The organism is Pseudoroseicyclus sp. H15, assembly GCF_054353345.1.
The window spans coordinates 191,056-203,267 of sequence record NZ_JBTHJE010000005.1; the positions used below are offsets into that span (position 1 = coordinate 191,056).

Annotated in this window: 15 protein-coding genes; 5 read left to right on the forward strand and 10 right to left on the reverse strand. The window is 66.9% G+C overall.

Annotation, left to right across the window (positions count from 1 at the left end; genetic code table 11):
* Positions 1 to 57: 57 nt before the first annotated feature.
* Complete coding sequence (gene metF, locus ACXN5S_RS11645) at positions 58 to 924, reverse strand: methylenetetrahydrofolate reductase [NAD(P)H] (protein ID WP_458605605.1); 867 nt, start codon at positions 922 to 924, stop codon at positions 58 to 60.
* Between the two features lie 97 nt (positions 925 to 1,021).
* Between metF and ACXN5S_RS11650 the strand changes: the two genes are divergently transcribed.
* Positions 1,022 to 1,927, forward strand: coding sequence for a LysR family transcriptional regulator (locus ACXN5S_RS11650; protein WP_458606044.1), 906 nt, complete (start codon positions 1,022 to 1,024; stop codon positions 1,925 to 1,927).
* 3 nt (positions 1,928 to 1,930) lie between these two features.
* Here the strand turns inward: ACXN5S_RS11650 and ACXN5S_RS11655 are convergent, their stop codons facing one another.
* On the reverse strand, positions 1,931 to 2,932 hold the full coding sequence (locus ACXN5S_RS11655) for a DUF2927 domain-containing protein (RefSeq protein ID WP_458605606.1): 1,002 nt from the start codon (positions 2,930 to 2,932) through the stop codon (positions 1,931 to 1,933).
* A 222-nt stretch (positions 2,933 to 3,154) separates the two neighbouring features.
* Between ACXN5S_RS11655 and ACXN5S_RS11660 the strand changes: the two genes are divergently transcribed.
* Positions 3,155 to 4,825, forward strand: a complete 1,671-nt coding sequence (locus ACXN5S_RS11660) for a tannase/feruloyl esterase family alpha/beta hydrolase (RefSeq protein ID WP_458605607.1) — start codon at positions 3,155 to 3,157, stop codon at positions 4,823 to 4,825.
* A 139-nt stretch (positions 4,826 to 4,964) separates the two neighbouring features.
* Entirely contained in the window at positions 4,965 to 5,420 is a 456-nt protein-coding gene (locus ACXN5S_RS11665; RefSeq protein WP_458605608.1) for a hypothetical protein, read from the forward strand.
* A 231-nt stretch (positions 5,421 to 5,651) separates the two neighbouring features.
* Here ACXN5S_RS11665 and ACXN5S_RS11670 read toward each other — a convergent pair whose 3' ends face one another.
* From ACXN5S_RS11670 to ACXN5S_RS11685, 4 genes are all read right to left on the reverse strand, one after another.
* Positions 5,652 to 6,035: a winged helix-turn-helix transcriptional regulator gene (locus ACXN5S_RS11670; RefSeq protein ID WP_163889196.1), complete on the reverse strand. Its 384-nt coding sequence runs from the start codon at positions 6,033 to 6,035 to the stop codon at positions 5,652 to 5,654.
* 83 nt (positions 6,036 to 6,118) lie between these two features.
* Positions 6,119 to 6,622 (reverse strand): hypothetical protein, encoded by a 504-nt coding sequence (locus tag ACXN5S_RS11675; protein ID WP_458605609.1) that lies wholly within the window; start codon positions 6,620 to 6,622, stop codon positions 6,119 to 6,121.
* Entirely contained in the window at positions 6,619 to 6,693 is a 75-nt protein-coding gene (locus ACXN5S_RS11680) for a hypothetical protein (protein ID WP_458606045.1), read from the reverse strand. The genes ACXN5S_RS11675 and ACXN5S_RS11680 overlap by 4 nt, the downstream gene beginning before the upstream one ends.
* Positions 6,694 to 6,697: 4 nt before the next feature.
* Positions 6,698 to 6,910, reverse strand: coding sequence for a winged helix-turn-helix transcriptional regulator (locus ACXN5S_RS11685; RefSeq protein WP_458605610.1), 213 nt, complete (start codon positions 6,908 to 6,910; stop codon positions 6,698 to 6,700).
* 91 nt (positions 6,911 to 7,001) lie between these two features.
* Between ACXN5S_RS11685 and ACXN5S_RS11690 the strand changes: the two genes are divergently transcribed.
* Positions 7,002 to 7,865 carry an SDR family oxidoreductase gene (locus ACXN5S_RS11690; protein ID WP_458605611.1) on the forward strand — a complete coding sequence of 288 codons (864 nt, stop codon included), beginning with the start codon at positions 7,002 to 7,004 and terminating at the stop codon, positions 7,863 to 7,865.
* Between the two features lie 3 nt (positions 7,866 to 7,868).
* Here the strand turns inward: ACXN5S_RS11690 and ACXN5S_RS11695 are convergent, their stop codons facing one another.
* The 4 genes from ACXN5S_RS11695 to ACXN5S_RS11710 all read right to left on the reverse strand — a co-directional run bounded on the left by ACXN5S_RS11695 (position 7,869) and on the right by ACXN5S_RS11710 (position 11,402).
* Positions 7,869 to 9,050, reverse strand: a complete 1,182-nt coding sequence (locus ACXN5S_RS11695; RefSeq protein ID WP_458605612.1) for a toxic anion resistance protein — start codon at positions 9,048 to 9,050, stop codon at positions 7,869 to 7,871.
* 10 nt (positions 9,051 to 9,060) lie between these two features.
* Positions 9,061 to 9,942: a 5-bromo-4-chloroindolyl phosphate hydrolysis family protein gene (locus ACXN5S_RS11700; protein WP_458605613.1), complete on the reverse strand. Its 882-nt coding sequence runs from the start codon at positions 9,940 to 9,942 to the stop codon at positions 9,061 to 9,063.
* Positions 9,943 to 9,944: 2 nt separating this feature from the next.
* Positions 9,945 to 10,157 (reverse strand): hypothetical protein, encoded by a 213-nt coding sequence (locus tag ACXN5S_RS11705; RefSeq protein WP_458605614.1) that lies wholly within the window; start codon positions 10,155 to 10,157, stop codon positions 9,945 to 9,947.
* Positions 10,158 to 10,268: 111 nt separating this feature from the next.
* The gene (locus ACXN5S_RS11710) at positions 10,269 to 11,402 is read right to left on the reverse strand and encodes a pseudouridine synthase (protein ID WP_458605615.1); all 1,134 of its coding nucleotides are present in this window, start codon (positions 11,400 to 11,402) and stop codon (positions 10,269 to 10,271) included.
* Positions 11,403 to 11,467: 65 nt separating this feature from the next.
* On the opposite strand from ACXN5S_RS11710, the gene ACXN5S_RS11715 reads away from it, so the two are divergent.
* Positions 11,468 to 11,920 carry a nucleoside deaminase gene (locus ACXN5S_RS11715; protein ID WP_458605616.1) on the forward strand — a complete coding sequence of 151 codons (453 nt, stop codon included), beginning with the start codon at positions 11,468 to 11,470 and terminating at the stop codon, positions 11,918 to 11,920.
* The last annotated feature ends 292 nt before the right edge of the window (positions 11,921 to 12,212 follow it).

The following is a 12,212-nucleotide window of genomic DNA, read 5'->3' on the forward strand; positions in this document are numbered from 1 at the left end:
GTCTTCAATCCCGAACGCTCCGCGCCCTCCTCCCTGGTCGGCGCGGAGCGGGGCGCCTCAGGCCACCTGTTGGAGGGCGGGCCGGGGCGCGAGACCGAGGGCGTGACAGATGTCGCGGCTCATCTCGGGCTTGTTAAGCGTGTAGAAATGCAGGCCATCCACCCCGCCGGCAACCAGCTCTTCGCACAGCTCGGTGGCCAGGGCCGTGGCCAGCAGCTCGCTGCAGCCGGCCTGGGCGGCATTGTCGAAAGCGCGGGCGATGTCATCCGGGATCGTGGCCCCGCAGGCCTCGGCGAAGCGGCGCGTGCCGGCCCAGTTTTCCACCGGCAGGATCCCAGGGATGATCGGCTTGTCTATGCCGGCGGCGGCGCAGGCATCGCGGAAGCGGAAGAACGTCTCGGCCTCGAAAAAGAATTGCGTGATCGCCTCATCGGCCCCGGCATCGAGCTTGCGCTTGAGATGCTCGATATCGGCCTTGGGGCTCGGCGCCTCGGGGTGCAGCTCGGGATAGGCACCGACGCGCAGACGGAACTTGCCGGTCGCCGCCAGCGCCTCGATCAGCTCGACGGAAGAGGCGAATCCCTCGGGATGCGGCTGGAAGGCGCCGCTGCCCTTGGGCGGGTCGCCGCGCAGCGCCACCAACTCGCGCACGCCGGCCGCGGCATAGGCCTCGGCGATTTCCATCGTCTCCGCCCGGCTGGCGTTCACGCAGGTCAGATGCGCGGCGACGTTGAGGCCAGAGGTGCGGTGGATCGCGCTCACCGCCTCGTGCGTCAGCTGCCGCGTGGTGCCGCCGGCGCCATATGTGACGGAGACGAACTCCGGCGCCAGCGGCGAGAGCACCTGCACGCAATGCCACAGGCGAAACGACCCCTCGATATTCTTGGGGGGAAAGAACTCGAAACTGATACGCGGCGATGACATGGCAGGGGCTCCGTTCGGGGTTGGTCCCTTGTGCTCGCTTCTGCGGCATGAGACAAACTCATAACTTTCACTTCTATGATGAGCTTCCTTCATGGCGATGCATATCGAGTTCCGCCACCTGCGCACGATTCGCGCCATCCACGAGACCGGAGGGTTGGCGCGGGCGGCCGATCAGCTGGGCATGACGCAAAGCGCGCTCAGCCATCAGATCAAGAATATCGAGGATCAGGCGGGGGTCGAGCTGTTCGTGCGGCGCTCCAAGCCGCTGAAGCTTTCGTCCGCAGGGATGAAGCTGCTGGCGGCGGCGGAGGATATCCTGCCGCGCATGGCGGCGCTCGAGACGGAGTTTGCCGGGCTGCAGGCGGGCAAGGCGGGGCGGATGCACATCGCCATCGAGTGCCACGCCTGTTTCGAATGGCTGCTGCCGGTGCTGGAGAAGTTTCGCAAGGCCTGGCCCGATGTCGATGTCGATATCCGCCCCGGCCTCGCCTTCGACGCTCTGCCCGCGCTGCGCCGTGAGGAGGTCGACCTCGTCGTCAGCTCCGACCCCGAGGCGCTGCCCGGCGTCGAATTCGCGCCGCTCTTCGATTACGCGCCCGTCTTCATCTGCGCCTCGTCGCATCCGCTGGCGGCCAAGCCCTTTGTGGAGGCCGAGGATTTTCGCGGCGAGACGCTGATCACCTATCCGGTCGAGCGGCCGCGGCTGGATATCTTCAGCCAGCTCCTCACGCCAGCCCGCGTCGAGCCCGGCGCCGTGCGGCAGGTCGAGCTGACGGCGGTGATCCTGCTGCTCGTCGCCTCGGGCCGGGGCGTCGCCGTGCTGCCCGACTGGGTGGTGCGGCAGTTGAAGGGCTCGACCGAGCTGGTGGTGAAGCCGGTGACGGAAGGCGGGCTGACCCGCCGGCTCTATGCCGCGATGCGCGATGAGGAGTCGACGCTGCCCTTCATGGCGCATCTGGTGCGTCTGGCCCGGCAGGAGGCCGTGAAGCTGCAGCGCGGCTAGCCCTCAGACGGGCCCTCCGCCCCGCGTCAGCTCCGCCGCGATTTGGCGCACGATGGGGGAGGCTTCGTTCGCCGTCATGCCGGGGCGCAGGCGGCGGTCGTAGAGGATGCGCAGCATCAGCTCGTCCTGCCGGGTGAGCAGCGCGAATTCCTGATCGTCATTGAAGATCGAGGGGCGGGCCGTGGCGCTGTCGTTCGGCAGGCCAAGCCCCTGCGCCAGCTCTTCGTGGATGCAGGCGAGCCGCAGCAGATCGGGGTGCTCGGCACGGATCAGCGCCAGAGCTGAGCCATAGGCGTTGCCCGAACTGTCAGCGAAGGAGATCACCAGGCAATAGGTGTCGCGCGGAGGGCTCAGGATGGCGCGCAGCGAGGCCTCCGAGATGCCGGGCAGCAGGCTGCGGATGCGGCCGGCATAGCCCCCCCGGTCATCCTCTCCCAGCAGCAGCACGTGGAAGTTGCCCTGGCCGGGCGTGTTGCTCAGGCTGATCGGCAGGCCCGTGACGCCCGAGAGCCGCGCCGCATAGCTGCCGATGGTCGACCGGTCGGCGGCGGCCTGCGCCGCTGGCACCGAGGCACCCGCCTCGACGTTGAAGACGATGGGCCTCTCCCAGCGGTTCAGCTTGCTGGCTGTGGCGCGGGCCGTGTAGGCGCCGCCGGTTTCGACATATTCGTCGAAGAGCGCGATAGAGATGAAATTCCGCGCCAGCATCGTGTCGGTGAAGGGCGTATCCACCCCGCCGCCATCTGTGCGCAGCAGGCCCTGCGCCAACAGGCGGTTCTGCTCGCGCCGGTAGAATTGCGCCAGGTCGGCGCTGGCGGCGGAAGGTGCCACTGCGGGCGGGGGCGCGGCGCTGGCCACGGGGCGGCTGGGCGGTGCGGTGGTGGGGGCCATGACAGCGGTGCTTTGCGGCGTGGCACAGGCGGAAAGCGCAAGAAGCCCGGCAAGCCCGGGGCCCAGAAGGCCGGGGCGGCGGATCGCGGCGCGGATGCGCTGTGCTGTCGGCATTGGCCCCATCGTCATCCCGCCTGATCTGCGCTGCTCTTGCGGCTGTCGTAGCAACTCGCCGAAGCCATTCCAACCTGTGGTCCGGCCAGTCAACTGGCGGCGTGGCAAGAGTGTTCCCCCCGGTGGCGATGTCTCGCCCGGGATTTGTCTTGTCAGAAATAGTTTCCCGGTAAACAATTTGCCTGCCACGGGGTCTGTCCCCGCAGCAAGGGAGGAGACCAAATGCAACGCAAGATCATCCGCGGCCTGCCGGGCGCGCTGGTGGCGGGCACCCTGTCGCTCGCCGGCGGTGCCGCCCAGGCCCAGGCCGCCTGCGACACAGCCACCGCCGAGGGCCTCGTGCCCGATGGCACGAGTGTCACCGCCGTGAGCCATGTGGAGGGCGGCGAGGAGGCGCCTGTCGCCCATTGCCTCATCAGCCTGACGACGGCCGAGCGCACCGGCGCCGATGGCCAGCCCTATGCGGTGATGTTCGAGATCCGCCTGCCCGATGAGTGGAACGGCGACTTCGTGCACCAGTTCAACGGCGGCAATGACGGCGCCGTCGTGCCGGCCTTCGGGCCGCTCTTGAGCGCCGACAGCTCCGACACCGCCCTGTCGCGCGGCTATGCCGTCGTCTCCAGCGATGCCGGCCATGAGGGCGATGCCCAGGCCGAGACGGCCGGCCTTGCCGCCGGCAACCGCTTCGGTCTCGATCCCGAGGCGCGGCGGAACTACGGCTACGGCGCCGTCGCCATTGTCGACCCGCTGGCCCGGGACGTGGTGGAAGGCTTCTACGGCAGCGAGATCGGCCATGCCTATGGCGTCGGCGGCTCCAACGGCGGGCGACACGCGATGATCGCGGCGGCGCGGATGCCGGAGGCCTTCGACGGGCTGCTGATCGGCTACCCGGGCTTCAACCTGCCCAAGGCCGCCGTGCAGCACGCGTGGGATATCCAGGCCTTCAAGTCGATCACCGGCGACGTGCGCACCGCCTTCTCCACCGACGATCTGTCGCTGGTGGCCGAAGAGATGCTGGCCGTCTGCGACGGGCTCGACGGGCTGGAGGACGGGATCATCAACGACAGCCCCGCCTGCCAGGAGGCTTTCGACGTCACCGCGCTGGCCTGCGAGGACGGCCAGAACGCCGGCTGCCTTGCGCCGGAGCAGACCGAAGTGCTGGCGCGCATCCATGCCGGGCCGACGAACTCCGCCGGCGAGCAGCTCTACGCCCCTTGGGTCTTCGATACCGGCATCGGCAGCGGCGACTGGCGCTTCTGGAAGCTGGAGAGCCCGATTCCGCCGTGGGACAACATGCCCCTGATCGCGGTGATGGGCGCCGGCTCGCTGGCAACCGTCTTCACCACGCCGCCGACGGAGGTGGGCGGCTCGCCGACCGAGCTGGAGGCGTTCCTCCTCGAGTTCGACTTCGACGAGGACGCGCCGAAGATCTACGCCAGCGATGACGCCTTCACCGAATCGGCGATGGAGATGATGACGCCGCCGGGCGCCGATGACCCCGAGCTGGCCGAGTTCCGCGATGCCGGGGCGAAGATGATCATCGTGCATGGGATCAGCGACCCGGTGTTCTCGGTCGTCGACACCATCGACTGGTACGAGGCGCTCGACGCCAACAACGGCGGCAACGCGGCGGAGTTCGCGCGGCTCTACACCGTGCCGGGCATGCCGCATGGCGCCGGCGCGAACTCGACCGGCGATTTCGACCTCTTCACCGCGCTGGTGGACTGGGTGGAGAGCGGCGAGCAGCCGGGCGCCATCGTGGCCGGCACCTTCCCCGGCAGCGAGGCCGAGGCGAACCTCGGCAGCATCACGCGGCCCCTCTGCCCCTACCCGCAGGTCGCCCGCTACGAGAGCGGCGACGAGGCGCGTGCCGAGAGCTTCACCTGCGAGTGACGCCTCTTGCCGCGCCGCCGCCCTCTCGCGGCGGCGCGGACCTGGTTGTCGGATGTGGGGCGAAGGGACTTGACATTGAAGGTGTAGAAGCGCGTCTGATTGGTAATTTCGCGGCTATCTCCATAGAATGGTTCGAAGAATGGTCCAGCAGCAAGACATAGGATCATTTGAAGCCGTACTTGCAGAGTACGGTGCTGACAGTCGTTTGGAAGCTTCTATAACATTTCCGGATTTAATCCGGGCACTTGAGGCTGCCGGAAACCTTCAACCTGGTGCTGCAAAAGCAGATGATTCCAGCGCGAGTTCGCTGAATGACTTACCTGTCCATGGAGAGCTATTGACCCGGGATGGTCTGGGTTGCTGGCGAGTGCTGCCTATAGAAGTTGAAAAACTTGGCACCATCTGGATTGGAGTGCCCGAAGGGGAGGCACGTACCGGAGTGTCTATGTGGTATTTGTCGCGGGAAATGTCCGCTGGGCAGGTGGCAACGCTTGTTTCGGTTCTTACCAAAACTGAAGACATACTCTTCATGGACCCCGATTCGGGTGAATTAGTGGAGAAAGCTCCCGATCCACAGAAAAAATTGGCGCCTTGATCCGTTCAAGAAGCTTATCCTCTTTTCGTTGATCATCCTCTACAGAGATTTGAACAACTATTTTTTCAATTCGGACATTGGCGCAACCGCAGCGAAAGAAAGCGCTGTCACTCGTGCGAGCCAAGTTGAAGCTCCGGTTTGGGTCGGAAACGTTTGGCAGCCAAGTCAGGACTGCTTGGCACTGGTCCCCGACAAAACCCAGATATCCGAGCGCCCGTGCGGCATCCCACCCTACTCGGCAGCGATGGCGCGCTGGGCGCGGACGATCTCGCCGATGTTCTCCTCGATCCAGGCGCCGAGGCCGAGCACCCGCTCTGCGAGCCCGTGGCCGAGGGGGGTGAGGGTGTAGTCCACCCGGGGCGGCACCTCGTGGTGATCCTGCCGGGTGACGATGCCGTCCTCCGCCAGGTTGCGCAGAGTCTCGGTGAGCATCCGCTCGGAGATGCCGCCGATGGTGCTCCGCAGCTCGGAGAAGCGCATCTGCCCGCCTTCCCCCAGCGCGAGGATCACCAGGAGACCCCAGCGGCTGCTGACATGGCGCAGCACCTGCCGCGAGGGGCAGTCGGCGCTCATCAGCCGGCCGCGAAGGGTTTGCGCCTGTTCGGGGGTCGCCATCTTTTCCCTCTCTCCGCTATCGCTCTCGCCGCCATGGTCATCTACTGGCTGTGAGTCCTGACCCTGCGTGCAGAAGTGACGACCTACAGCAATCCCAAATTCACCCATTTTCCCAATGGTGCCCAAGTGCCGCTTGTTAGGTAGTCATCAATCTCTTGCAAACTGCTCAACGCTGCTTCCTTTGAAACCAATAACTGTTTCGAAAAACAGACTCCTTCGACGCCGATCAAGTTGACGTAGCCTTCCTCAACATCACCATCAGCCTCAACATCAGCCTCAAAACGCAAAACGATCAATTCGTCATCTTGGTCATTCAAATAGGGAACTTCAGTTGCGGTGAACCAACCCACCCTGTCCTTATCGTCGTCACGAAATAATTGAACGAAATGACTTGATTGGTTCGACTGTATAACAATCGAATTCCTTTCGGTCTTCAGCTCTAGGTAAGTTGGGAGCGGACGTTTCAATGCCGTTTCAACGGTATATTTCGCAAGGTCTATTGCTTCTGAGGTTGAGGTGATACTTCTCTTGTTTGGAATATAATTCCCATCCGAAAGCAGTTTAGCACTTACAGCTGAACTGCTCATAGATATGAGGCACTTCCGCCCGGATAGTGAACTGTCATCGTTGAACCTTTCGGCAGCATGTTTCGCATCACAGTATCACAATAACCGCAAACACCATTTGGTTTGTTGATATAAAGGTCTGCCGATGGTGCTCCGCAGCTCGGAGAAGCGCATCTGCCCGCCTTCCCCCAGCGCGAGGATCACCAGGAGCCCCCAGCGGCTGCTGACATGGCGCAGCACCTGCCGCGAGGGGCAGTCGGCGCTCATCAGCCGGCCGCGGAGAGTCTGAGCCTGTTCGGGGGTCGCCATCTTTTTCCCTCACTTACATTTCTGTGGGTACTTACTATTCGTAAGTAGCTCATCTAGGTCAGGGGGGACAACGGATAAAGGAGACCGAGAGATGATTGGTGTCACAGGTGCAACCGGCCAGCTTGGCGGGCTGGTGATCGAAGAGCTTCTGAAGCGCGTGAGCCCCGGCGAGATCGTCGCCCTCGTGCGCGACGAGGCGAAGGCCAAACCGCTGGCCGACAAGGGCGTCACGGTGCGGCTCGCAGATTACGACAAGCCTGAAACGCTAGCCCCCGCCTTTGCCGGGCTCGACAAGCTCTTGATGATCTCCGCCTCAGAGGTCGGCCGGCGCGGGCCGCAGCACGAGGCTGTCATCAAGGCCGCCGAAGAGGCGGGCGTGGGCGAGCTGGTCTATACCTCGCTCTACCAGCTGGGTGAGTGGACGGGTGATCGCGCCACGATCCTCTCGCAGGAGCATCAGGCGACGGAAGAGGCTCTGGCGGCCTCGCCGCTGAAAGTCACCCTGCTGCGCAACTCTTGGTATTTCGAGAACTACGCGCAATCGCTGCAGATGGGCGCCGAGCATGGCAGCTTCATCGGCGCCAATGTCGATGCCCCGGTCGCCGCGGCGCCCCGCAGCGACTACGCCGAGGCCGCCGCCATCGTGCTGACGAGCGACGGCCACACGGGCAAGACCTACGAGCTTGCCGGCGATGACGGGGTCACGATGCCGGAGCTGGCGGAGATCGCGAGCGAGGCCTCGGGCAAGACCATCGCCTACACCCCGCTCCCGCAGGAGGCCTATGCCAAGGCGCTGGAGCAGATGGGCCTGCCCACACCGGTCGCCGAGATGCTCGCCGCCTCCGATGCCTCCATCGGCGAGGGCGTGCTGGCGCCGGGCTCGAAGGATCTCTCCACCCTGCTCGGGCGGCCGACCACGCCGGTCGAGACCAGCGTGGGGCAGCTCTTCAGCTAAGCCTCAGCGGGGGGCGGCGGTGCCGACCGCCTCCCCCGTGCCGGTGCCGCGCGACTTGGCGGCGGCGAGGGCGGTCTTCAGATCGCCCTCCATCTTCTGCAGGTCCTGCTCGGCGGCGGCGCGCTTCTTCTTGCCCTCATCGGCAATGGCGAGGCTTTCGTTGATCGTGGCGATCAGGTTGGCATTGGCCGCCTTCACGGCCTCGATATCGAAGACGCCGCGCTCCATCTCGGTGCGGATCGCCGAATTGGCGCTGCGCAGGTTCTCCGCATTGGCGGTGAGCAAATCGTTCGTGAGGTCGTTGGCCTCCTTCACTGCGCCCGCCGCTTCGGCGCTGCGCTGAATGGTCACCGCCTGCGCCAGCTGCGTCTCCCACAGCGGTACGGTGTTAACGAGGGTGGAATTGATCTTGGTGACGAGGCTCTTGTCATTCTCCTGCACCAGCCGGATCGAGGGCAGCGACTGCATGGTGACCTGCCGCGTGAGCTTGAGGTCATGCACCCGCCGCTCAAGATCGTCGCGCGCGGCGCGCAGGTCGCGCAGCTCTTGTGCGGCCATCACGTCATCGCCTGCCGTCTGGGCCTCCTTGGCGGGAATGGTCTGGCTGTCGAGCTCGGCCAGCTTGGCTTCGCCGGCCGCGATGTAGAGCGCAAGCTCGTCGTAGAAGGCGAGCGTCTTCTCGTAGAGCAGGTCGAGGCTCTCGATGTCCTTCAAAAGCAGGTGCTCGTGCTTAAGGAGGTCGCCGGTCACCTTGTCGATCTGGCCCTGCACCTCTTCGAACCGAGCGGTGAACTTGGCCATGGGAGTGGCCCGGCCGAGGAGCCGCTCGAAGAAGCTGCGCTTGCGGCGCATGTCCAGCTCGGAGACGGAGAAGCCGCGGATGGCCGAGACCATCTGGCGCAGGCTGTCGCCCGCCGGCCCGACATCCTTGTTGCGCACGCCCTGCAGCATCGACTGGCTGATGCTCTGCAGCTCGCTCTGCGCGGCAGAGCCGAAGCTGACGATGCTCTGCGTGCTGGACAGGTCGATCTGCTCCATCCGCTCGCGGATGGCGGCGCTGACTTCGGGGTTTGCCTGCTCCAGCGGCACCACCTCGTCGGCCTTCGACGGTTCGGGCAGCACGACGGCTGTCACCTTCTCGATCTCGCTGATGTCGGCACTCGCCTGGGTGCGGGTATCGGACATGCTCTCTCCCTCAAATGCCTTCGCGCTGCAGCCGTTCGCGCAGCACCTTGATTTCGATGTCCATGCCGGTGCGGTCGCTTTCCAGCATCTTCTCGGTGCGGGCGCCGAAATTCGCTTCCAGATCCGCCAGCAGCGCTTCGTAATCGGCGCGGGCGGCCTCGTCGCGGCGGCGGGTGTAAAGATCGGCGAATTTGGTCGAGGCGTCGCGGGCGCCCATCAGATAGACGCCGAGAAAGCGGCGCGCCTCTGTCAGGTCGCGCGGGTCTTCCTCCACCGTGCGGATCATCCGCCGGGCAGTGGCCTGGAAGGCGGCGACGCGGTTGTCGAGCCGCCGGTCGGCCAGCGCGGCAATGGCGCCCTGCATCTGGGCGAGATAATTCTCCGCCTCATCCACCACGCGGGCGACGCGATCCTGCTGGAAGGCATCGACGCCCTCGGCGCGCTTGTCGCGCAGCGGGTCGATGCCGAAAGCCACAAGTGAGAGCACGGCGGCGGCGAGGCCGTAGAGCGCCGGGCCAGCCAGCCCGTCTTCGTGCGCAAAGCCCGCGGCGAGGGTGCCGAGGCCGATGAGCAACGCGGCGAGAATCTTGCGGGGCAGGGGGCGCCGGGCGGCGGCGCGGGCGGCAAAGGCCGCCTCGGCCCGAAGGCCCTCGCGCATCAGCGTGGCGCCGCCGGCCAGCAGCGCTGCGCCCACGAGGCCGGAGACCAGCGACAGGGCGCCGCCGAAGAACGAGGTGACGAGCAGCAGCACGGCCGGCACGTAGAGCAGGCTGGCGCCGCCGCCGGCGCTGTCGATCGCCGCCTGGTCGAGCGTCGCCTCGCGGAGCGCGTTGTTGCGCTCGCCTGCCTTGGGCACGCGCGGGGAATATTTGCCGCCGTAGGGCCGCGCCATGCTCACAGCCCTCCGAGCAGGCCGCTGGAGACGCCGACGAGCAGCGCGATCAGCGCCGCATAGGCGGTGCCGGTCACGGCCGGGGGCAGGGCGCCCTCGCGCGTCAATGCCTGCGGGCCGGGGCGGCCACGGGCCAGGCGGAACAGCACCATCGCCGCCAGGGCGGAGACGGCGACGAGCGCGACGAGGAAGATGAAGAGCATCAAACGGATCATGTCTGCTCACATTAGGTCGAGGGCGGGGTCAGACAATAGATTTGGTCGGCCGGGCCGTTTCGAAAGGGGGAAAACGGCGAAATGTCTCTCACGGGCGGGAGAGAGGGCCTCTCAGCCCCGGCGTTTTGGCGGCACCGGGCTGTTGCGGGTCGAGGCGGGGCGCGGCTTTGCCTTGCCCGGCGGCTTGCCCGCGGGCCGTTCCCCGGCCTTGCCGGCGGGTTTGGCGGCAGCGCGGCCTCCAGGCTTGCCCGGTTTCCTGTCCAGCCCAGCATCGGCCACCTTGCCGGTGGGCTTGCCGGCCGGCTTGCCATAGACGCGCGGCTTGGCCTCGCCGGACTTGGCGCCCTTCGCCTCGCCGCCCCGGTTCGAGGAGAAGCCGGCGCGGATGCCCTCACCGCGAAAGGCAGGGGCCACTGCCTTGGACGGATCGCCTCGGAAAGCGGGCTTCTTCTTCTTGGCGCCGCCCGTCGGCCGCCGTGGCATGGCGGGCGCATCCTCGGCCCCTTCGCGGGCGCCGAGCTGGTCACGCAGCACGCGGCCGCGCACCTCTTCCACGCCGCCCTCAGGCAGGTTGCCGAGCTGGAAGGGCCCGTAGGAGATGCGGATCAGCCGGTTCACGACAAGGCCCACCGCCTCCATTGCGCGACGGATCTCGCGGTTCTTGCCTTCGCGGAGGCCGATGGTCAGCCAGGCGTTGGCGCCCTTCTGCCGGTCGAGCACCACCTGCATGGGCTGAAAGCGCTCGCCCTCGATCTCGATGCCACGGCGAAGCACCTCCAGCCGCGCCTCGTCCGGGGCGCCGTTCACACGCACCCGGTAGCGGCGCAGCCAGCCGGTGGAGGGCAGCTCCAGCCTGCGTTTGAGCTCGCCGTCGTTGGTCAGCAGCAGCAGCCCCTCGGAATTGAGGTCGAGCCGGCCGACGGACATCAGGCGCGGCAGGTCTTCGGGCAGCTTGTCGAAGATCGTCTCGCGGCCCTTCTCGTCTTTCGCGGTCGTCACGAGGCCCTTCGGCTTGTGATAGAGCCAGAGCCGCGCCGGCTCTGCCTCGGCCAGCGGCTTGCCGTCGACGGCGATCTTGTCGCGGGCGGTGACGTTGAGCGCCGGGCTGTCGATGACCGTGCCGTTCACCGCGACCCGGCCCTCGGCGATCATGCGCTCGGCCTCGCGGCGCGAGGCGGCGCCGGCGCGGCTGAGGCGCTTGGCGATGCGTTCGCCAGGGGGAGAGGACGGGGGCGGGGTGCTCATGTGCGCTCCCTACAGGGTCTTGGCGCCCCTTGCCAGCGGCGGCGGGGCGCGGTCATCTGCGGGTCATGAATTTTGTCAGCCATATGGGCGAGGCGCTGGACGAGGCGCGCGCCGCCGCCGGGCGCGGCGAGGTGCCGGTGGGCGCCGTGCTGGTGGCGCCGGGCGGCGAGGTGCTGGCGCGCACCGGCAACCGGATGCGCGAGCTGGCCGACCCGACGGCCCATGCCGAGATGCTGGCGATCCGCACCGCCTGCGCCGCGCTGAGCAGCGAGCGGTTGCCGGGCGCGGCGCTCTACGTCACGCTGGAGCCCTGCCCGATGTGCGCGGCGGCCATCTCTGCCGCGCGGATCGGGCGGCTGGTCTACGGCGCGGCCGACCCCAAGAGCGGCGGCATCGCGCAGGGGCCGAGGCTCTACACGCACAGCCAGTTGCATCACGTGCCGGAGGTGATCGACGGGGTGAGGGAGGCGGAGGCGGCGGAGCTGATGCGCGGGTTCTTCGGGGCGCGTCGGTTGTAGGGTGGGGGCTGTAGGCACGCGATGCGCCGACGCCTCGCATGGCCGCTCCTTGTCGCGCGCGGTATCAAGGGCTTCAGCCCGCCGCGCGAGCGCCGGCCCGTCCCGGCGGGCTGGCGCTCTGGTGAAGGCAGTGCCGAGTTCTCCGCGAGGAGGGGTGTTGCAGGCATAAAGCGCTTTAGCGGGGGCGTTGCGGCGCCACCCCACGGGCCGGCGCGCGACCGGGGCGACTGCGGCGAGGTCTCCTGCATGCGCCGCCATCGCCCCCAAACACCGCGCCTTGTTGGCCCGCCTC

Bases quoted from the DNA above. Each gene is read 5' to 3' on its own strand.
- ACXN5S_RS11670 (WP_163889196.1), bottom strand. From the start codon at position 6,035: ATGGCGACCCCCGAACAGGCGCAAACCCTTCGCGGCCGGCTGATGAGC.
- ACXN5S_RS11665 (WP_458605608.1), top strand. From the start codon at position 4,965: ATGGTCCAGCAGCAAGACATAGGATCATTTGAAGCCGTACTTGCAGAG.
- ACXN5S_RS11675 (WP_458605609.1), bottom strand. From the start codon at position 6,622: ATGAGCAGTTCAGCTGTAAGTGCTAAACTGCTTTCGGATGGGAATTAT.
- ACXN5S_RS11695 (WP_458605612.1), bottom strand. From the start codon at position 9,050: ATGTCCGATACCCGCACCCAGGCGAGTGCCGACATCAGCGAGATCGAG.
- ACXN5S_RS11705 (WP_458605614.1), bottom strand. From the start codon at position 10,157: ATGATCCGTTTGATGCTCTTCATCTTCCTCGTCGCGCTCGTCGCCGTC.
- ACXN5S_RS11660 (WP_458605607.1), top strand. From the start codon at position 3,155: ATGCAACGCAAGATCATCCGCGGCCTGCCGGGCGCGCTGGTGGCGGGC.
- ACXN5S_RS11710 (WP_458605615.1), bottom strand. From the start codon at position 11,402: ATGAGCACCCCGCCCCCGTCCTCTCCCCCTGGCGAACGCATCGCCAAG.
- ACXN5S_RS11655 (WP_458605606.1), bottom strand. From the start codon at position 2,932: ATGCCGACAGCACAGCGCATCCGCGCCGCGATCCGCCGCCCCGGCCTT.
- ACXN5S_RS11715 (WP_458605616.1), top strand. From the start codon at position 11,468: ATGAATTTTGTCAGCCATATGGGCGAGGCGCTGGACGAGGCGCGCGCC.
- ACXN5S_RS11700 (WP_458605613.1), bottom strand. From the start codon at position 9,942: ATGGCGCGGCCCTACGGCGGCAAATATTCCCCGCGCGTGCCCAAGGCA.
- ACXN5S_RS11650 (WP_458606044.1), top strand. From the start codon at position 1,022: ATGCATATCGAGTTCCGCCACCTGCGCACGATTCGCGCCATCCACGAG.
- metF (WP_458605605.1), bottom strand. From the start codon at position 924: ATGTCATCGCCGCGTATCAGTTTCGAGTTCTTTCCCCCCAAGAATATC.
- ACXN5S_RS11690 (WP_458605611.1), top strand. From the start codon at position 7,002: ATGATTGGTGTCACAGGTGCAACCGGCCAGCTTGGCGGGCTGGTGATC.
- ACXN5S_RS11685 (WP_458605610.1), bottom strand. From the start codon at position 6,910: ATGGCGACCCCCGAACAGGCTCAGACTCTCCGCGGCCGGCTGATGAGC.